This window comes from Methylobacterium sp. 285MFTsu5.1 (genome assembly GCF_000383455.1).
Lineage (GTDB): Bacteria > Pseudomonadota > Alphaproteobacteria > Rhizobiales > Beijerinckiaceae > Methylobacterium.
On sequence record NZ_KB911281.1, the window covers coordinates 33,734 to 52,061 of the forward strand.

Annotated in this window: 16 protein-coding genes and 1 pseudogene; 5 read left to right on the plus strand and 12 right to left on the minus strand. The window is 71.2% G+C overall.

All coding sequences use genetic code 11. The annotated features are described in order from the left end of the window. The first annotated feature begins 51 nt into the window (after positions 1 to 51). The 5 genes from H288_RS0117970 (at position 52) to H288_RS0117990 (ending at position 5,539) form a co-directional block, all read left to right on the plus strand. Positions 52 to 969: an ABC transporter permease gene (locus H288_RS0117970; RefSeq protein ID WP_020093969.1), complete on the plus strand. Its 918-nt coding sequence runs from the start codon at positions 52 to 54 to the stop codon at positions 967 to 969. 10 nt (positions 970 to 979) lie between these two features. After that, the gene (locus H288_RS0117975; protein ID WP_020093970.1) at positions 980 to 1,915 is read left to right on the plus strand and encodes an ABC transporter permease; all 936 of its coding nucleotides are present in this window, start codon (positions 980 to 982) and stop codon (positions 1,913 to 1,915) included. Between the two features lie 60 nt (positions 1,916 to 1,975). After that, the gene (locus H288_RS0117980; protein ID WP_020093971.1) at positions 1,976 to 3,397 is read left to right on the plus strand and encodes a M20 family metallopeptidase; all 1,422 of its coding nucleotides are present in this window, start codon (positions 1,976 to 1,978) and stop codon (positions 3,395 to 3,397) included. Between the two features lie 4 nt (positions 3,398 to 3,401). Further along, complete coding sequence (locus H288_RS0117985; protein ID WP_020093972.1) at positions 3,402 to 5,006, plus strand: ABC transporter ATP-binding protein; 1,605 nt, start codon at positions 3,402 to 3,404, stop codon at positions 5,004 to 5,006. 188 nt (positions 5,007 to 5,194) lie between these two features. Further along, on the plus strand, positions 5,195 to 5,539 hold the full coding sequence (locus H288_RS0117990) for a hypothetical protein (RefSeq protein WP_020093973.1): 345 nt from the start codon (positions 5,195 to 5,197) through the stop codon (positions 5,537 to 5,539). Here H288_RS0117990 and H288_RS0117995 read toward each other — a convergent pair. The 12 genes and pseudogenes from H288_RS0117995 to phaZ form a co-directional block, all read right to left on the minus strand. Next, entirely contained in the window at positions 5,512 to 5,964 is a 453-nt protein-coding gene (locus H288_RS0117995; RefSeq protein ID WP_026605051.1) for a MucR family transcriptional regulator, read from the minus strand. The genes H288_RS0117990 and H288_RS0117995 overlap by 28 nt on opposite strands. Positions 5,965 to 6,191: 227 nt before the next feature. Next, positions 6,192 to 7,280, minus strand: coding sequence for a YeiH family protein (locus H288_RS0118000; RefSeq protein WP_020093975.1), 1,089 nt, complete (start codon positions 7,278 to 7,280; stop codon positions 6,192 to 6,194). 178 nt (positions 7,281 to 7,458) lie between these two features. Next, positions 7,459 to 8,391, minus strand: coding sequence for an ABC transporter permease (locus tag H288_RS0118005; RefSeq protein ID WP_020093976.1), 933 nt, complete (start codon positions 8,389 to 8,391; stop codon positions 7,459 to 7,461). Beyond that, positions 8,384 to 9,154, minus strand: coding sequence for an ABC transporter ATP-binding protein (locus H288_RS0118010; protein WP_020093977.1), 771 nt, complete (start codon positions 9,152 to 9,154; stop codon positions 8,384 to 8,386). The genes H288_RS0118005 and H288_RS0118010 overlap by 8 nt, the downstream gene beginning before the upstream one ends. A 155-nt stretch (positions 9,155 to 9,309) precedes the next feature. Continuing rightward, a complete protein-coding gene (locus tag H288_RS0118015; protein WP_020093978.1) occupies positions 9,310 to 10,449 on the minus strand; it encodes an amidohydrolase/deacetylase family metallohydrolase in 1,140 nt (379 codons plus the stop codon). Between the two features lie 138 nt (positions 10,450 to 10,587). Then, positions 10,588 to 11,604, minus strand: coding sequence for an oligopeptide/dipeptide ABC transporter ATP-binding protein (locus H288_RS0118020; RefSeq protein WP_020093979.1), 1,017 nt, complete (start codon positions 11,602 to 11,604; stop codon positions 10,588 to 10,590). Then, entirely contained in the window at positions 11,601 to 12,614 is a 1,014-nt protein-coding gene (locus H288_RS0118025; protein ID WP_020093980.1) for an ABC transporter ATP-binding protein, read from the minus strand. The genes H288_RS0118020 and H288_RS0118025 overlap by 4 nt, the downstream gene beginning before the upstream one ends. Then, complete coding sequence (locus H288_RS0118030) at positions 12,614 to 13,525, minus strand: ABC transporter permease (protein WP_026605053.1); 912 nt, start codon at positions 13,523 to 13,525, stop codon at positions 12,614 to 12,616. Before H288_RS0118030 ends, H288_RS0118025 begins: the two co-directional genes overlap by 1 nt. A gap of 59 nt (positions 13,526 to 13,584) precedes the next feature. After that, on the minus strand, positions 13,585 to 14,526 hold the full coding sequence (locus tag H288_RS0118035) for an ABC transporter permease (RefSeq protein WP_020093982.1): 942 nt from the start codon (positions 14,524 to 14,526) through the stop codon (positions 13,585 to 13,587). A gap of 266 nt (positions 14,527 to 14,792) precedes the next feature. After that, on the minus strand, positions 14,793 to 16,337 hold the full coding sequence (locus tag H288_RS0118040) for an ABC transporter substrate-binding protein (RefSeq protein WP_348529257.1): 1,545 nt from the start codon (positions 16,335 to 16,337) through the stop codon (positions 14,793 to 14,795). After that, a pseudogene (locus H288_RS36415) lies at positions 16,312 to 16,365 on the minus strand (hypothetical protein); the annotation flags it as partial. The pseudogene H288_RS36415 and the gene H288_RS0118040, both read right to left, overlap by 26 nt. Before the next feature lie 494 nt (positions 16,366 to 16,859). After that, positions 16,860 to 18,137, minus strand: a complete 1,278-nt coding sequence (gene phaZ, locus H288_RS0118045; RefSeq protein ID WP_020093984.1) for a polyhydroxyalkanoate depolymerase — start codon at positions 18,135 to 18,137, stop codon at positions 16,860 to 16,862. Positions 18,138 to 18,328 lie beyond the last annotated feature (191 nt).

The following is an 18,328-nucleotide window of genomic DNA, read 5'->3' on the forward strand; positions in this document are numbered from 1 at the left end:
GCTTCGTCCTGATCCGGCGCGATCTGCATCGCCAGGAAGGAGCCTGAACCCATGCTGGCCTTCACGTTCCGGCGCGTGCTGGTCGCCCTGGCGGTGGCCCTCACGGTCTCGGTGGCGAGCTTCCTGCTCCTCCACCTCTCGGGCGACCTCGCGACCGCGATCGCCGGCCCCGAGGCCACCGGCCCGCAGATCGCCCAGATCCGCCAGGATTACGGGCTGGACCAGCCGCTGCTGACCCAGTTCCTCACCTGGGGCTGGCGGGCCCTGCACCTCGATTTCGGCAACTCCTTCTATTTCCGCGAGAGCGTGATCGACCTGCTCGCCGCCCGCCTGCCGATCACCCTCTATCTCGGCATCATCGCGCTCGCCGTGGCCCTGTTCGTGGCGATCCCGCTGGGCGTCGTCGCCGCCGTGAAGCGGGACACGTGGATCGACCGGACGGCGCTCGCCGTCTCGGTGCTCGGCCAGGCGATGCCGAGCTTCTGGTTCGGCCTGACGCTGATCCTGATCTTCTCCGTCAACCTCCGCTGGCTGCCGGTCTCGGGCAACGCCACGTGGAAGAACTTCGTCCTGCCGGCGGTCGCCCTCGGCTACTACGCGATGCCGGCGGTGATGCGCCTCACCCGCAACGGCATGCTGGAGGTGCTGGCCTCCGACTACGTCCGCACCGCCCGCGCCAAGGGGCTGCCGCCGCGCAAGATCCTGGTGCGGCACGCGCTGCGCAACGCCGTGATCCCGGTGATCGCCCTCTCGGCGGTGCAGTTCGGCTTCATGCTGGGCGGCTCGATCGTGATCGAGGCGGTGTTCTCGCTCCAGGGGCTCGGGCAGCTCGCCTGGGAATCCATCGCCCGCAACGACTTCCCGGTCGTCCAGGCGATCGTGCTGGTGCTCGCCATGATCTATATCGGCCTGACGCTCGCCGCCGACCTCTTGAACGCCTTCCTCGACCCGCGCCTGCGCCAGTCGTGAGGATCCGCCGATGAGCCTCCCCCCCGACACGGCGGCGCTCGCCGCCCCGGCCCTGCCCCCGGACGCGCCGATCGCGCTGGCGCCGGTCCCCTCCCCCACTCGCCTGATCCTGCGCCGGGGCCTGCGCCACACCGGCTTCCTGATCGGGGCCGGGATCCTCGGGCTGATCGTGCTGGCGGCGCTCGCCGCCCCGCTCATCGCCCCGCACGACCCCTACGCGCAGGACGTGTCCCGCCGCCTGATCCCGCCGGTCTGGCAGGCCAAGGGCACCTGGGAGCACGTGCTCGGCACCGACAAGCTCGGCCGCGACTACCTGAGCCGCCTGCTCTACGGCGGCCAGATCTCCCTCCTGATCGGGATCTCGGCGGCGCTGATCTCCGGGCTGATCGGCACGACGCTCGGCCTGTGCGCCGGCTATTTCGGCGGCTGGGTCGATTCGGTGGTCAGCTACGTCGTGACCACGCGGCTCGCCATGCCGGTGGTGCTGGTGGCGCTGGCCATGGCGGCGCTGGTCGGCGGCTCGCTCAAGGTGGTGGTGCTGGTGCTGGGCTTCCTGCTCTGGGACCGCTTCGCCGTGGTGACGCGGGCCGCCACCCAGCAGATCCGCAACCAGGACTTCGTCTCGGCCGCCCGCGCCGCGGGGCTCACGGACCTGCGGATCATCCGCCAGGAGATCCTGCCCAACATCATGAACGCGCTGATCGTCGTGGCGACCCTGGAGATGGCCCACGCGATCCTGCTGGAGGCCGCCCTGTCGTTCCTCGGGCTCGGCGTGCAGCCGCCCCTGCCCTCCTGGGGCCTGATGATCGCCGAGGGCAAGCAGTACATGTTCTTCCAGCCCTGGGTGATCACCATCCCGGGCGTGGCGCTCCTCCTCCTCGTGCTGGCGATCAATCTCTTAGGTGATGGCCTGCGCGACATCACCGCCCCCGAGGCGCGCCACTGACGCCGTCGCCAGGCCGGAACCGGCCGGCAGGTTAACGAAATGTTTCACGGGAAACACACCATGACGCGAGACGCCGCCATCGCGCGCGCCACGGAGGCCTTCGACTCGGGCGCGTTCCTCGCGCTCCTGCGGGAGGCCGTGGCGATGCCCACCGAGAGCCAGGCTCCCGGCCAGGAGGCGGCGCTCCGCGCCTATCTCGACGCTTTCATCGCGCCGCTCGTCGCCCGCCTCGGCTTCGACGCGCCGAAGATCTTCCCCAACCCGGACGGGGTCCACGGACCGTTCCTGATCGCCGAGCGGCGCGAGGGCGCGGACCTGCCGACCGTGCTGATCTACGGCCACGGCGACACGGTGCGGGGCTACCCCGAGCAGTGGCGCGAAGGGCTCGGCCCCTGGGAGATCGTGGTCGAGGGCGACCGCTGGTACGGGCGCGGCACCGCCGACAACAAGGGCCAGCACGTCCTCAACCTCGCGGCCCTGGAGCAGGTGATCGCCGCGCGCGGGGGCCGTCTCGGCTTCAACGTCAAGCTCCTGATCGAGATGGGCGAGGAATCGGGCTCCCCGGGCCTGCGGCCGTTCTGCCGGGAGCAGGCGGAGGCCCTGCGCTCCGACGTGCTGATCGCCTCGGACGGCCCCCGCCTCAACGGCGAGCGGCCGACCCTCTTCCTGGGCTCCCGCGGCGCCTACAATTTCGAGCTCAGCCTGAACCTTCGGGAGGGCCCGCACCATTCCGGCAACTGGGGCGGGCTGCTGCGCAACCCCGGCACGGTGCTGGCCTCGGCGATCGCCTCGATGGTCGATGCCCGCGGCAGCATCCTGGTGGACGCCCTGCGGCCGCCGCCGATCCCCGAGGGCGTGCGCGCGGCGCTCGCCGACATCCGCGTCGGCGAGGACCCGACCGCGCCCACGATCGATTCCGACTGGGGCGAGCCGGGCCTGAGCCCGGCCGAGCGGGTCTTCGCCTGGAACACGCTGGAGGTGCTGGCCTTCAAGACCGGCGACCCGGACGGGCCGCTCAACGCCGTGCCGCCCCACGCCAAGGCGACCCTGCAGCTGCGCTTCGTGGTCGGCACCGACTGGCAGAACCTCATCCGGAACGTGCGCGCCCATCTCGACGCGCGCGGCTTCCCGATGATCGAGGTCCGGCCGGCCCGCGCGGCGGAAGTCTTCCAGGCGACCCGTCTGCCCGTGGAGGATCCCTGGGTCGAGTGGGCGCTCCAGTCGATCGAGGCGAGCTCGGGCAAGAAGCCGGCGCTGCTGCCCAATCTCGGCGGCTCGCTGCCGAACGACGCCTTCTCGGAGATCCTCGGCCTGCCGACCCTCTGGGTGCCGCATTCCTACCCGGCCTGCCGCCAGCACGGTCCGGACGAGCACATGCTCGCCTCCGGCACCCGCGAGGGCCTGGCGATCATGGCCGGCCTGTTCTGGGATCTGGGCCGAGACGGGCCCGACATCCTCCGCCGCCGCACCGCGAGGGCCTGACACGATGAGCGAGCCGGTCGTCCGCATCCGCGATCTGACGATCGCGCTCCCCAAGGGCGCCGACCGCCCGCACGCGGTCGAGGGCCTGAACCTCGACCTCGAGGCCGGGAAGATCCTGTGCGTGGTCGGGGAATCGGGCTCGGGCAAGTCGATGAGCGCCTACGCGCTGACAGGCCTCCTGCCCCGGGCGCTGAAGCCGACGGCCGGCGCGATCCTGTTCGAGGGCCGGGACCTCCTGACCCTCGACGAGCCGGCGTGGCGCGCGCTGCGGGGCCGGCGCATCGCCATGGTGTTCCAGGAGCCGATGACGGCCCTGAACCCGGTGATGCGAGTCGGCGACCAGATCGCCGAGATGTTCGAGGCGCACAACCTGCTCAGCCGGAGCGAGCGCCGGGCCCGGGCGGTGGCGCTCGCCGCCGAGGTCGGGCTGCCGAACCCCGAGGAGGCGGTGCGGGCCTACCCGCACCAGCTCTCCGGCGGCCAGCGGCAGCGGGCGATGATCGCCATGGCGCTGGCGCTGGAGCCCTCGGTGCTGGTCGCCGACGAGCCGACCACGGCGCTCGACGTCACCACCCAGGCCCAGATCCTCCGGCTGATCCGCGACCTGCAGCGGAAGCGCGGGATGAGCGTCCTGTTCATCACCCACGATTTCGGCGTGGTGGCGGAGATCGCCGACCACGTGGCGGTGCTCCAGCGCGGGCGGCTCGTGGAATCCGGCACGGCCGAGGCGGTGCTGCGGAACCCGCAGGCGCCCTACACCCGGGCGCTGCTCGCCGCCGTCCCGAGCCTGACGCCGCCGCCGCGCCCGCCCCTGGCGGCCGCCCCGGTCGCGCTGTCGGTGAACCGGCTGTCGAAGACCTATTCCGGGCGCTCCGGCCTGTTCGGCAAGCCGCGGGTCGTGGCGGCGGTCAAGGACGTCTCGTTCGACGTGCGCCGCGGCGAGACCCTGGGGATCGTGGGCGAATCCGGCTCCGGCAAGTCGACCACCGCGCGGCTCGCGATCCGCCTGATCGAGCCCGACGGCGGCACCGTCCGGCTGGGCGAACTCGACTACACGGCGCTGAGGAGCGGCGCGTTGCGCGACAAGCGCAGCCGGATCCAGATGATCTTCCAGGACCCGTTCGCGTCGCTGAACCCGCGGCGCACCGTCGAGCAGATCATCACGGCGGGCCCGATCGCCCACGGGGTCTCGGCCGCCGAGGCCCGGGAGCGGGCGCGCAGCCTCCTCGACCTCGTCGGTCTCGATCCGAAGGCCGCCGCCCGCTACCCCAACGCCTTCTCGGGCGGGCAGCGCCAGCGCATCGGCATCGCCCGAGCGCTCGCGATGGAGCCGGACGTGCTGGTGGCCGACGAGGCGGTCTCGGCGCTGGACGTCTCGGTTCAGCGGCAGGTGCTGGACCTGCTGGAGGACCTGAAGCAGAGATTGTCGCTGGCGATGCTGTTCATCACCCACGATCTGCGGGTGGCCGCCACGATCTGCGACCGGATCGCCGTGATGCACCGCGGCGCCATCGTGGAGATGCGGGGCACCGCGGACCTGTTCGCCGCGCCGGAGCACGCCTACACCCGCACCCTGCTCGCCGCGGTGCCGGGCGCGCGCGCCTCCTGAGCCGTTCCGGCCCCGGACGGGCCAATCTGGGACGCAGAGACAAGTTTTTTGGACGGGACCGCCCTGTCCGGATCCTGCAAGTTCAGTAGGATAGCGCCGTTGTCGAGGGTGGAGCACCCCGGCGGATCCACGGCTGCACCCGCTATCCGTCCCCGCCCGCACCTCGCACGGGGACAGGGTTATCGAGCGTGTCGATCTCAGACAAGACCGACGACATCCGGCAGAACCGCAAGCGCAGCGAGACGAATCTGCCGCCGGTGCTCCGCCGCGGGCGCGAGCACCGGATCGTGCGCTGGATCGGCGCCGCGAACCGCAAGGCGCCGCGCCCCGCGGAGGAGCCCGCGGCCGCGGACAACCGGGTGATCAAACTGAGCTGGGCCGACACGTTCGGCCGCCCGGGCCGCGCCGAGCCCAGCCGATCCGAGCCGGCCCCCGCGCAGGTGCTGCCGTTCCTGGGGCGGCGGAGCGAGACTGCGCCGCGCGCGGCCCCGCGCCGCGCCGCCGATCAGCCGCCGGTGCCCGTCCTGCGCTGATCGACGCGCCCGCCGGGCACGCCGAGGCCGATCGCCTTCGCCAGCGCGGAGCGCTGCGCGGCGTAGCCCGGCGCCGTCATCGGGTAATCGTCCGGCAGACCGTAGCGCTCGCGGTACCGCTCCGGCGTCAGGCCGTGGGCGGTGAGGTGGCGCTTCAGGGTCTTGTAAGTCCGGCCGTCGATGAAGCTGACGATCCCGTCCTCCTGGACCGACTTGCGGATCTGGGCCGGCGTCGGCCGCTCCACGGCCGGCTCGACCGCGGCCGCCGGCGCCTGCCCGTCGAGGGATGCCAGGGCCGCGTGCACGCTCGCCATCAGCTCGGGCAGGGCCGTCGGCGGAACGGAATTGTTCGAGACGTAGGCGGCGACGATCTCGCCCACCAGCGTGACCAACCTGAGGCTGTTCTCGGGATTCTTTTCAGGCACTGCGCGAGTCCACACGAAGCTTTCGACGACGATGCCTGCGGTTCCAAAGCAAAAACCGCGTATGTGTCAAGACGGTCTTGACTGAAGGATGATCACCCGAAGCGCTTTTCGGTGCGGATGGGCCGGATCGCCGGCGCGAAAGGCTCCGGTCACCTGCACAAAGGTGCCGATGGAATGCCTGTTACACGGGTCGGGAGCCCGCGCGGCGGGAAAGACCGCGCGCGGCGTCACCCGATCCCGAGGGCGCGGATCAGCGTCAGGCTGAGGGCGATCAGGACCGCCAGGGAGGCGGTGACCGCGAGGGTGACCCGGCCGCCGACCCGGGCCAGGACCCGGACGTCGACCCCGAGGCCGAGGGCGGCCATGGACAGGACCGTGAGCACGCCGGCGAGCTGGGTCAGCGGCTTCACCGCCGGGTCCGGGACGAGGCCCAGGGAGCGCAGGGTGGCCAGCGCCAGGAAGCCGAGGATGAACCAGGGCACCAGCTTGGTGAAGCCCGGACGGGACGGCGCCGGCGGCGCCCCCGCTGCCTGCGGCAGACGCGGGGCGATCAGCGAGAACACCACCACGACCGGGCCGAGCATCAGCACCCGCACCAGCTTGACCAGGGTGCCGACCTGGGTCGACAGCAGGCTCACCGGGACGGTCGCGGCCAGGACCTGCGGCACCGCGTAGACGGTGAGCCCCGCCAGCACCCCGTACTGGTTGTCGGTCATGCCCGCGAGGGGCACGAACAGCGGCAGCCCGAGCACCATCAGCACGCCGAGGACGGCGGTGAACGCGATGGCGGCGGCGATGTCCTTCGCCTCCGCGCCGATCACGGGTGCCACCGCGGCGATGGCCGAGTTGCCGCAGATGGCGTTGCCGCAGGCCACCAGGATCGCCATCCGGGCCGGCAGCCCGAGCGCCCGGCAGATCGCCACGCTGGCGGCGATGCCGAGCACCACGGTCCCGACGATGCCGGCCAGCAGCGCCGGGCCGGAGGCGAGGATCGCCCCGAGGCTCAGGGAGGCGCCGAGCAGCACCACGGCGACCTCGAGGAGCTGCTTGGCCGAGAAGGCGATGCCGGTGCGGAACTGCGCCGGGGGCGTCCAGGCGGTCCGCACCGCGATGCCGATCAGGATCGCCAGGACCAGGGCCTCGATGTAGGGGTGACCGGCGACCCGCTCCTCTACCGCCTGCGCGGCCATCGCCACCGCGGTGATCACCGCGCACAGGCCGATGCCGGGCAGGACCGAGGCGGCCGTGTCCGACCGGCCACCCCGTTCGGGGCGGGCCGGCGTCGGGGCCGTCTTGGATGGGGCGTCAGGGCTCACGGGAACGGGCTCCGGGGGTCGTCAGCGGAGCCTATAGGAAGAAAACGTTCGCCGCACCGTCGCAACAGAGAAGTTCGATCTCTATTCGAGCAACATGCGAGAAGACACGTCTCCGCAGAGATCGGGGCCGGCCTCGGGCGGAGCGCGGCCGGAGCGCTCCGCCCGAGGCCGGCCCCGCTCAGGCCTGCATGCCCCAGCGCTGGACGGTGCGCCGCTCGATCGTCTGGAAGATCAGGTTCTCGACCACGAGACCGATCAGGATCACGGTGAGCAGCCCGGCGAACACGTTCGGGATGTCGAGCATGTTCTTGTTCTCGAAGATGAACCAGCCGAGGCCGCCCGCCCCGGACGACACCCCGAAGACCAGCTCGGCGGCGATCAGGGTGCGCCACGCGAAGGCCCAGCCGACCTTCAGGCCGGTGAGGATCGACGGAAAGGCCGCCGGGATCAGGATCTTGCCGATCAGCCGCGGGCCCGACAGTCCGTAATTGCGCCCGACCATCTTGAGCGTGCGGCTGACCGACAGGAAGCCCGAATGGGTGTTGAGGGCGATCGCCCAGGTCACCGAGTGGACCAGCACGAAGATCAGGCTGCCGTTGCCCAGGCCGAACCAGATCAGCGCCAGGGGCAGGAGCGCGATCGCCGGCAGCGGGTTGAACATCGACGTCAGCGTCTCGAGCAGGTCGGTCCCGATCCGCGACGCGATGGCGACGCCGGTGAGCACGGTCGCCAGGGCGACGCCGGCGGCGTAGCCCATGAGCAGTACCTTCAGCGAGCTCCAGGCCCGGGCCGGCAGCGTGCCGTCCGCGATGCCCCGGAAGAAGGCCTCCACGGTCGCCGTGAAGGTCGGGAACAGGAGGTCGTTGTCGAGATAGCGCCCGTAGGCCTCCCAGATCCCGGCGAGGAGCACGAGGATCACGATCTTGCGCAGCCACGCCTGGTTGTAGAGGCGCTCGGTGATCGACAGCGGCTTCTCCACCACCGCGGCGCCGTGGGCGTGGCCGGTCTCGCGCACGATCTCGGGCCGGCCGGACGGCGGCAGGGACGACAGACGCGGCGCGGCGCTCGGCCCGGCCAGCGGGGCGCCGCTCAGGGCTTGCGCGCTAGACATTCTCCGCCTCCTGGATCTCTTCCGAGAACAGCATGTGCTGGATCCGGCCCTCGAGCTGCAGCGCCGCCTCCGGCGACGCGGCGCTGTTGAGCTCGGCCTTCACCTCGCCGGGATGGGGCGAGAGCAGCAGGATGCGCGAGCCGACCTTGATCGCCTCGGGGATCGAGTGGGTGACGAACAGCACGGTGAAGCGCGTGCCCTCCCACAGGGCGAGCAGTTCGTCCTGCATGCGTCGCCGGGTGAGCGCGTCGAGCGCCGCGAAGGGCTCGTCCATCAGCAGGATGTCGGGCTCCATCGCCATGCCGCGGGCGATGGCGACGCGCTGCTTCATGCCGCCCGACAGGGTGTGGGGGTAGCTGTCGGCGAATTTCGTGAGGTTGACCTTGTCGATGTAGAGGTTGGCCCGGTCCAGGGCCTCGCGGCCTCTCAGCCGGCCCGAGGCCTCGAGGGCGAAGACCACGTTCTGCCGGACCGTCTTCCACGGCAGGAGCTGGTCGAATTCCTGGAACACCATCATCCGGTCGGGGCCGGGCTCGGTGACCGGGCGCCCCTTCAGGCGAATCTCGCCCTCGGTCGGTGCCATGTAGCCGCCCACCGCCTTGAGCAGGGTCGACTTCCCGCATCCGGACGGCCCGAGCAGGACGAAGCGGTCCCCGGGCCAGACCCGGAAGCTCACCCGGTAGGTGGCCGTGACGAGGTGCTCGGGCGTCTTGTAGCGGAGCGTGACGCCGTCGACCTCCAGCAGAGGCTGACCCGTGTCCATCCATCCTCCCTGGCGCCGCGGTTTGAACCGCGTTTCGCTGAGGGCCGGAGATGGTCCGTCCCTCACGGGAAAGTGTATCGGCCCGCGGAAGAGGCTGTAAAGGTCGATATTTTGTATGCGATGGGATCTTCGTCCCGATCGTCAGGCCCGACGGGTCAGGCCGGGTGCCACCACCGGCCCTTCAGCACCACGCCCTCGGCGGTGATCCGCCGGTCGCCCGTCATGTGCTCGCCGCGCGTGTCGACGTAGTCGAACGCGCCGTCCCGCACCGCCAGCACCGTGGCGTCGCCGAGCGCTCCGACCTTCAGGGTCCCGTACTCCATCCGCTTCAGCGCCACGGCGGCGTTCACCGTGGAGGCGGCGACGACCTCGGTGAGGCTCATGCCGAGGCAGAGCATCTTCGACATGGTGGTGACCTGGTCGAAGGCCGGCCCCTCGATGCAGAGCTGGTGCACGTCCGACGAGATCGTGTCGGGCAGGAAGCCCCCCGCCAGCATGGCCCGCGCGGTCCTGAAGGCGAAGGAGCCTTTGCCGTGGCCGATGTCGAACAGCACGCCCCGCGCCCGCGCCTCGCGGAGCGCCGGCTTCACGGCGCCCTGGGCCGTGATGGGCGAGTTCGGGAACGGCCGGAACGCGTGGGTCAGCACGTCGCCGGGCCTCAGCATGGCCAGCACCTGCTCGTAGCTCGGCGGCGGCTCGTCGATATGGGCCATCAGCGGCAGGCCTGTCTCCTCCGCGACCTGCAGGGCGATGTCGAGGGGCGCGGTGCCCTGGTCGCCCGAGGCGTGGCGCCCGACCCGGACCTTGATGCCGACGATCACGTCCCGGTTGGCGTCGGCGACCTCGACCGCCTCCCGGGGCGCCAGGAGCCGCGGGTCCTCGCTCTCGCCGACCATGATGGTCTTCGAGAAGCCGAAGATCCCCGCGAAGGAGACGTGCAGGTATGCGAGGATCCGCGCCTCGGACCGCTCGATCACGTGGCTGCGGAAGCCGGCGAAGTTGCCCGGCCCGGCGCTGCCGGTATCGACCGAGGTGGTCACTCCTGAGGTCCGGCAGAACTCGTCGGCGTCGATGCCGAGCGAGGTGCCGCCCCAGTAGACATGGGTGTGCAGGTCGATCAGGCCCGGCGTGACGATCGCGCCGGCCATGTCGCGGACCTGCGTGCCGGGGCCCGCCGGCAGGTCGCGGCCGAAGCCCGAGACGCGGCCGTCCGCGAAGGCGACGTCGCAGATCCCGTCGTGGTTCTGCGACGGGTCGATGACCCGGGCGCCCTTCAGGATGAGGTCGTGCTGCACGAGAGACTCCGGATGTGGTTCGCGGGAATCCGACCCGTCCTCGCGAGCGCAGCGAAGCGAAGCGACCCAGGGATCCGCCACGCTCGGGGATCGCGCGCTGCCCTGGGTCGCTTCGCTGCGCTCGCGAGGACGGCGCCGTCAGGCCGCCCGGGCGGGCACGGCCGTGTCGTTGAGGTGGCAGGCGGCGAAGTGGCCGGCGCCGACCGCGTCGAGGCCCGGCACCTCGGTCCGGCAGCGGTCGAAGGCGTGCGGGCAGCGGGTGTGGAAGCGGCAGCCGGAGGGCGGGTTGATCGGGCTCGGCACGTCGCCCTTGAGCACGATGCGGGTGCGCCCGGCCCCGGGCTCGGGGATCGGCACCGCCGAGAGCAGGGCCTGGGTGTAGGGGTGCTTGGGCGCCAGGAAGAGATCCCGGCGGGGGCCGATCTCGACGATCTTGCCGAGATACATCACCGCGACGCGGTGGGTCATGTGCTCGACGATGGCGAGGTCGTGCGAGATGAACAGCATCGCGAGGTCGAGCTCGCGCTGCAGGTCGCGCAGCAGGTTGACGATCTGCGCCTTCACCGAGACGTCCAGCGCCGAGACCGCCTCGTCGCAGATGATCAGGTCCGGCTCGGCGGCGAGCGCCCGGGCGATGCCGATGCGCTGGCGCTGCCCGCCGGAGAACTCGTGCGGGAAGCGCCCGAGCGCCTCGCGCGGCAGGCCGACCCGCTCCATCAGGCTGGCGAGGCGGGATTCGAGGTCGGCGGCGTTGCGGGCCAGCCCGAAATTGCGGATCGGCTCGGCCAGGATCGCCCGCACCCGCATCCGCGGGTTGAGCGACGAGAACGGGTCCTGGAACACCATCTGGATGTGGCGCCGCAGGGGCCGGAGCGCTCCGGCCGAGAGGTCGTCGATGCGGCGCCCGTCGAGCACCACCTGGCCGGCGGTGGGCGCGTAGAGGCGCATCAGCGCCTTGGCGACGGTAGACTTGCCGCAGCCGGACTCGCCGACGAGCGAGAGGGTCTCGCCCCGGGCCACCGTGAAGGACAGGCCGTCCACCGCCTTGAGCACGCGCTTGGACTGGCCGAACAGGCCGCCGCCGAGGGCGAAGTGCTTCTTGAGGTCGTTGACCTCCAGCAGGGTGCGGGCGGCGGGTGCGGGCGTGGCGCTCATGCCGCGAGGGCGTCCTTCGGCGCGTAGTGGCAGGCGGCGAGGTGGCCCGGCGCCTTCGGCTCCAGGGCCGGCGCGTAGGCGCGGCACAGGTCGGTGACGTCCGGGCAGCGCCCGGCGAAGACGCAGCCCTCGATCCGGCCCTTCAGGCTCGGGACCATGCCGGGGATCTCGGCGAGCCGCGCGTCGGCGCCGTGCTCGACGGCGCCGAGCTTCGGCACCGCCCCCATCAGGCCGCGGGTGTAGGGGTGGCGCGGCGACCGGAACAGCTCGCGGACCGGCGCCTCCTCGACCTTGCGGCCGGCATACATCACCACCACCCGGTCGGCGACCTCGGCCACCACGCCGAGATCGTGGGTGATCAGCATGATCGCGGCCCCGACCCGGGCCTTCAGGTCGCGCATCAGGTCGAGGATCTGGGCCTGGATGGTCACGTCCAGCGCCGTGGTCGGCTCGTCGGCGATCAGGAGCTTCGGCGAGCAGGCGAGCGCGATGGCGATCATCACCCGCTGGCGCATGCCGCCGGAGAGCTGGTGCGGGTATTCCCGCACCCGGCGCCGCGGCTCGGGGATGCCGACCAGCGTCAGCATCTCCACGGCCCGCTCCTCGGCCTCCCGGCGGCCGAGCCCCTGGTGCAGCCGCAGGGTCTCGCCGATCTGGCGGCCGACCGTCAGCACTGGGTTCAGCGAGGTCATCGGCTCCTGGAAGATCACGCTGATGTCGTTGCCGCGGATCTTGCGCATGGCGCTGTTCGGCAGGTCGAGGAGGTTCTTGCCCTCGAACTTGATCGCGCCGGCGATGCGGGCCGGCGGCTCGGGCAGGAGCCGCAGGATCGACATCGAGGTCACCGACTTGCCGCAGCCGGACTCGCCCACGATCGCCAGGGTCTCGCCCGACTGGATCGCGAACGAGACCCCGTCCACCGCCCGATTCACCCCGTCGGGGGTGCGGAAATGGACCTGCAGGTTCTCGATCGACAGGAGAGGGGTGCCGCTCATGCTGCCGGTCCTCATCAGACGTCTTTCGCCATGCGGGGGTCGAGGGCGTCGCGCAGGCCGTCGCCGACGAGGTTCACGGCGAGCACCGTCATCGAGAGGAAGATGGCCGGGAACAGGATGATGTAGAACTTCACCTGCCAGAGGGCCCGGCCCTCGGCCATGATGTTGCCCCAGGAGGGCGTCGAGGGCGGCACGCCCGCGCCGATGAACGACAGGATCGCCTCGGTGATCATCGCGGAGGCGCAGATGTAGGTCGCCTGCACGGTCATGGGCGCCAGCGTGTTGGGCAGGATGTGGCGCCAGATGATCGCCGGCATCCGGGTGCCGGTGGTGACCGCCGCCTCGACGTAGGGCTGCTCGCGCAGCGACAGCACCACGCCGCGCACGAGGCGGGCGACGCGCGGGATCTCCGCGATGGTGATCGCGATGATCACGTTCTGGACCGAGCCGCGGGTGAGCGCCATCAGCGCGACCGCGAGCAGGATCGGCGGGATCGACATCATGCCGTCGACGACCCGCATGACGATCCCGTCGAGCCAGCGCACCATGCCGGAGACGAGGCCGACCGCGAGCCCCGCGACCGAGGCGAGGAACGCCACCGAGAAGCCGACCAGCAGCGAGACCCGGGCGCCGTAGACCACCCGCGAGTAGACGTCGCGGCCGAGCATGTCGGTGCCGAACCAGTACTGCGCCGACGGGGCCCGGGTGCGCTTGGCGGGCGCCAGGGCGGTCGGGTCGACGGTGCCGAGATAGGGGGCCAGCACCGCCATCAGGAAGACGATGAGGAGCAGCACGCCGCCGACCACGATGGTCGGGTTGCGGCGCACATAGGTCCAGACCCGGCCCCGGCGCTTGCGGGCCGGGATGACGTCGGGCAGCGGCGCCGCGACGGCGAGGCCCGGCGGCGGGGGCGCCTTGGGGGTGATTCCCTCGGGCGAGGCGCCCGCCTGCGGGGCGCTGCTGGGGAAGGGCGCGACGGTCGCGGTCAATAGCGGATCCTCGGGTCGAGCACGGTGTAGAAGAGGTCGATGGCGAGGTTCACGAGCACGTAGACGAAGCTGAACAGCAGCACGACGCCCTGGATGACCGGGTAGTCGCGCCGCAGGATCGCGTCGACGGTGAGGCGCCCGAGGCCGGGGATCGCGAAGACCGTCTCGGTCACCACCGCACCGCCGATCAGCAACGCGATGCCGATGCCGATCACGGTGACGATCGGCACCGCGGCGTTCTTGAGGGCGTGGACGAACAGGACCGGCCCCTGCGACAGCCCCTTGGCCCGGGCCGTGCGCACGTAATCCTGCTGGAGCACGTCGAGCATGGTCGCGCGGGTCACCCGGGCGATCAGCGCGATGTAGACGAGGCCGAGCGTCACCGCCGGCAGGATCAGGTTGGACAGCCAGGGCCACACACCCTGCTCGATCGGCGTGTAGCCCTGCACGGGCAGCCAGCCGAGCTCGAGGGCGAAGACGTAGGCCAGGATGTAGCCGACCACGAAGACCGGCACCGAGAAGCCCGTCACGGCGAGCCCCATCACGAGGCGGTCGATCAGGCTGCCGGCCTTCCAGGCGGCGACGACGCCCAGCGGCACCGCCACCACGATGGCGAAGACCAGGGTGACGAGCATCAGCGAGACGGTGGGCTGCACCCGCTGGCCGATCATGGTGGTGACCGGCAGGTTGGTGAAGATCGAGGTGCCGAGATCCCCGTGGAGGATCTGCCAGGACCATTCCCAGAACCGCACCAGGAACGGCCGATCGAGGCCGAGCGTGGCGCGGATGCGGGCGACGTCGTCGGGGGTCGCCTGGTCGCCCGCGATGATCGCCGCCGGGTCGCCCGGGGCGAAGTAGAGGAGGCTGAAGACGAACAGCCCGACCACCGCCATGACCGGGATGGTGGCGAGGATGCGCCTGCCGATATAGCCGAGCATGGGGCCTCGCTAGGCTGTGGGCGGGAGGGCGCGGCGGGTGCGGCCGCCCCTGCCCCCCTCGCGGGTGCCGACCTTCACGCGTCCGGGTCGGGCGCGAACGCCGGCGGCGGAGCGCGACGCGCCCCCGCTCCCGTGCGGGAGAGGGACAGGAGAAGGGACCCGCGCCCCGTCCCGCGACCGCGTTGCCGAGCGCGGTATCCGAAGCCGGGAGCCCGCCCGAGAGACCGGGCGGGTCGGGCGACCCGACGTGGCGAGAGCGGGCGCCATCACGCCTTCGACACGCCCCAGGTGAAGGGGATCGGCCCCTTCACGATGCCCGAGACGTTCTTGCGCCACGCCTGGTAGCCGAGGAAGAACCCGGTGGGCACGTAGACCACGCCCTCGCAGGCGGCGGCGTTGACCTTGTCGATGGCGGCCTTCTCGGCGGCCGGGTCGGCGGCGTCGAACCACTCGGCGATGGCGGTCTCCACCGGCGGGATGTTCGGCCAGCCGAACCACGCCTTGTCGCCGCTCGCCCGCACCGCCGGGTAGCCCGCCGGATTGATGCAGTCGGCGCCCGCGTGCCAGGTGTGGAACATGTTCCAGCCGCCCTGAGGCGGCGGCGCCTTGGAGGCCCGGCGGGTGCCGGTGGTGCCCCAATCGGTGGCGACGAAGTCGACGTTGAAGCCCATCTTCTTCAGGAGATCGGCGGTGATGTCGCCCTGCGCCTTGGTGATCCCCTGGTCCTGCGCCACGATGCAGACCACCGGCTCGCCCTTGTAGCCGGCCTCCTTGAGCAGCTTCTGGCCGAGCTTGATGTCGCCCTTGCCGACATTGCCGCCGCCCGCCTCGCTGTAGAGGGGTGTGCCCGGCGTGAAGAAGCCCGGCAACGTCTTCCACAGGCTGTCGTCGTCGCCGACGATCGCCCGCATGTAATCCTCCTGGCTCATCGCGGTCATGACCGCCTGGCGGATCTTCGGGTTGTCGAAGGGCGGGTGCAGGTGGTTCATCCGGAACGACCCGACATTGCCGAGCGGGTCGGCGATGTCGACGTTGAGGTTGCTGTTCTTGCGCAGCAGCGGCACGAGGTCGGAGATCGGGTTCTCCCACCAGTCGACTTCGCCGTTCTGCAGGGCCGCCGACGCGGTGGCGGCGTCCGGCATGATCACCCACTCGACCCGGTCGACCAGCATGCGCTTGCCGCCCGCGAGCCAGGAATTCGGCTCGTCGCGGGGCTTGTAGTCGGTGAAGGTCTCGAACACCGCCCGGGCGCCCGGCACCCACTCGTTGCGGACGAACTTCATCGGGCCCGAGCCGACATACTCGGAGATCTGCGTGAACGGGTCGGTCTTGGCGATCCGCTCCGGCATCATCAGCGCCATCGGCGCGTTGGTCTTGCCGAGCGCGTAGAGCAGCTTCGGGAACGGCTTCTTCAGGCGCCACTGGAAGGTCCTGTCGTCGGTCGCCGCGAGGTCGTCTTGGATGCCGCGGATCATCAGGCCGATCGGGTCGCGGGCCATCCAGCGGGTGAGGCTCGCCACCACGTCCTTGGCGAGAACCGGCTCGCCGTCGTGCCACTTCAGGCCGGGGCGCAGCCGGAAGGTCCAGGTGAGCTTGTCGCCCGAGACCTCCTCGGACTCGACCATCTGGCGCTGCGGCTTCAGCTGCGCGTCGACGCCGTAGAGCATGTCCCAGACGAGGGTGCCGGCGTTGCGCACCACGTACTGGGTCCCCCAGATCGGGTCGAAATTCGCGAGGTTCGCCTGCGGCACGAAGCGCAGGACCTTGCCCCCCTGCGCCAGGGCCGGCCGCGCGAGCAGCGGCGCAGCCAAACCGAGCGCAGCCGAACCCTTGAGAAAGGTCCTGCGGTCCATCGTCTTCTCCCTGGCGGTGCGGATCTCAAGCATCGGTCGCCGGCCCGCACCTTGCGGGCGAGTTTGAACGGTTCTGATGCGCGGGCGCAATGGCCCGTGGTGACAACGACGTCCGGGCGCGCGTCCGCACCGCCGCCGGCCTCGGGGCGACGGCGGCATGGAGAGGGGCTGTGTCGGTGCGGCTCGAACTCACGGGCCGCGTCTCGCAAGGCCCGCGCCAGCCCGGCCGTGACTGCGTTATGTATTCAGGAACGCGGAGCGCGCGGCGTCTCGGTCGACATGTCCCGCACCGTCATCGCGAGCGCAGCGATGACGGCTGTGCCGACATCATCGATCGGAAACGGGATCGCACAGCGTTTCGCAGCTCGGGATCGAGCGCGAGGCCGGAGATCCCCTCGCCCTTCGGTCTGCGCTGTGTGAGTCCGCGCCCCCCCCCGCGGAGGAGGGCCAGCCGGGGCGGCGGGCACCGGAATGGACGCCTCAGCCCACCTGCCGCAGGTGGCCGCCCCGCGCGCCCGGAACCGCCTGCATGGCGCGGATGAAGGCCGCGATGCGGGGGGCGATCACCGACCGGTAGCGCGAGCCGTTGAACACCCCGTAATGGCCGACGCCGGCCTGGAGGTGGTAGGCCTTGCGCGCTTCCGGAAGGTTCGGCGTCAGGTCGAGGGCCGCCTTGGTCTGGCCGACGCCGGAGATGTCGTCGTTCTCGCCCTCGACCGCCAGGATCGCGCAGCGGCGGATGGCGCCGAGATCGACCGGCGTGCCGCGGTGCGTCATCTGTCCCGTCGGCAGGGCGTGGTCGACGAACACGGTCTGCACGGTCTGGAGGTAGTACTCGGCCGTCAGGTCCATCACGGCGAGGTACTCGTCGTAGAACTCGCGGTGCTTCTCGGCCGAGTCGCCGTCGCCCGTCACCAGATGGTCGAACATGTCCGAATGGGCGGTGACGTGGCGGTCGAGGTTCATCGCCATGAAGCCCGACAGCTGCAGGAAGCCCGGATAGACCCGGCGCCAGGCGCCCGGGTAGATCGGCGGCACGAGGCTGATCGTGTTCTGCTCGAACCACTTCTGGCCACGCTCCTGCGCGAGGCAGTTCACCGCGGTGGGCGAGCGGCGGGTGTCGATCGGGCCGCCCATCAAGGTCATGGAGGTCGGCACCGCCGGCTCGTCGGCCGCCTCCATCAGCGCCACCGCGGCGAAGACCGGCACCGCCGGCTGGCACACCGCCATGACGTGCAGGTCCGGCCCGAGGACCGCGAACATCTCCTGCAGGTAGTCGATGTAGTCGTCGAGATCGAACTGGCCCGCGAAGAGCGGCACCATCCGGGCGTCGGTCCAGTCGGTGATGAACACCCGGTGGTTCGGCAGCATCGCCTCGACGGTGCCGCGCAGCAGCGTGGCGTAGTGCCCCGACATCGGCGCGACGATCAGCAGCTTGGGCTGCGGCTCCGCGGGGGCCGCCGGGAACGCGCGGTCGAAGGCGATCAGGCGGCAGAACGGCCGCTCCCAGACCACCCGCTCGGTGACCGGGACCGCCGCGCCGTCCACCACCGTCTCGGTGAAGCCGAAGGCGGGCTTGCCGTACTGGCGGGTGACGCGCTCGAACATCTCGCAGCCGGCGCTGACCGCGCGGGCGTAGGGTCCGTAGGCCAGGGGATTGCCCGGCATCTGCAGCCCGTAGCGGGTGAGGTCGGCGGCGACGCGGGCGGGTGCCATCAGGGCGCGCGCGCCCTCGTACAGGGAATAGGCCAGCAGCATCGTCACCTCGCGGTCTCGCTCCGGCCGCGGGCATCGAGCCGCGCGGCCCATACCCCCTGCAACCCGAGTCGGTAGGATAATGCTCCACCCTGAACGCGGGCGGAACATCCCGGAGCTGCGGCGACTTGCCTGTGACCACGTCCGCGGGCGATCGTCCGCCAGCGACGACGTGTCCGGGGCGGTGAGCCGGG

Coding starts and splice junctions, on each gene's coding strand:
- H288_RS0118005 (WP_020093976.1), bottom strand. CDS start 8,391: ATGTCTAGCGCGCAAGCCCTGAGCGGCGCCCCGCTGGCCGGGCCGAGC.
- H288_RS0118010 (WP_020093977.1), bottom strand. CDS start 9,154: ATGGACACGGGTCAGCCTCTGCTGGAGGTCGACGGCGTCACGCTCCGC.
- H288_RS0117975 (WP_020093970.1), top strand. CDS start 980: ATGAGCCTCCCCCCCGACACGGCGGCGCTCGCCGCCCCGGCCCTGCCC.
- H288_RS0118035 (WP_020093982.1), bottom strand. CDS start 14,526: ATGCTCGGCTATATCGGCAGGCGCATCCTCGCCACCATCCCGGTCATG.
- H288_RS0117970 (WP_020093969.1), top strand. CDS start 52: ATGCTGGCCTTCACGTTCCGGCGCGTGCTGGTCGCCCTGGCGGTGGCC.
- H288_RS0117985 (WP_020093972.1), top strand. CDS start 3,402: ATGAGCGAGCCGGTCGTCCGCATCCGCGATCTGACGATCGCGCTCCCC.
- H288_RS0118020 (WP_020093979.1), bottom strand. CDS start 11,604: ATGAGCGCCACGCCCGCACCCGCCGCCCGCACCCTGCTGGAGGTCAAC.
- H288_RS0118025 (WP_020093980.1), bottom strand. CDS start 12,614: ATGAGGACCGGCAGCATGAGCGGCACCCCTCTCCTGTCGATCGAGAAC.
- H288_RS0117980 (WP_020093971.1), top strand. CDS start 1,976: ATGACGCGAGACGCCGCCATCGCGCGCGCCACGGAGGCCTTCGACTCG.
- phaZ (WP_020093984.1), bottom strand. CDS start 18,137: ATGCTGCTGGCCTATTCCCTGTACGAGGGCGCGCGCGCCCTGATGGCA.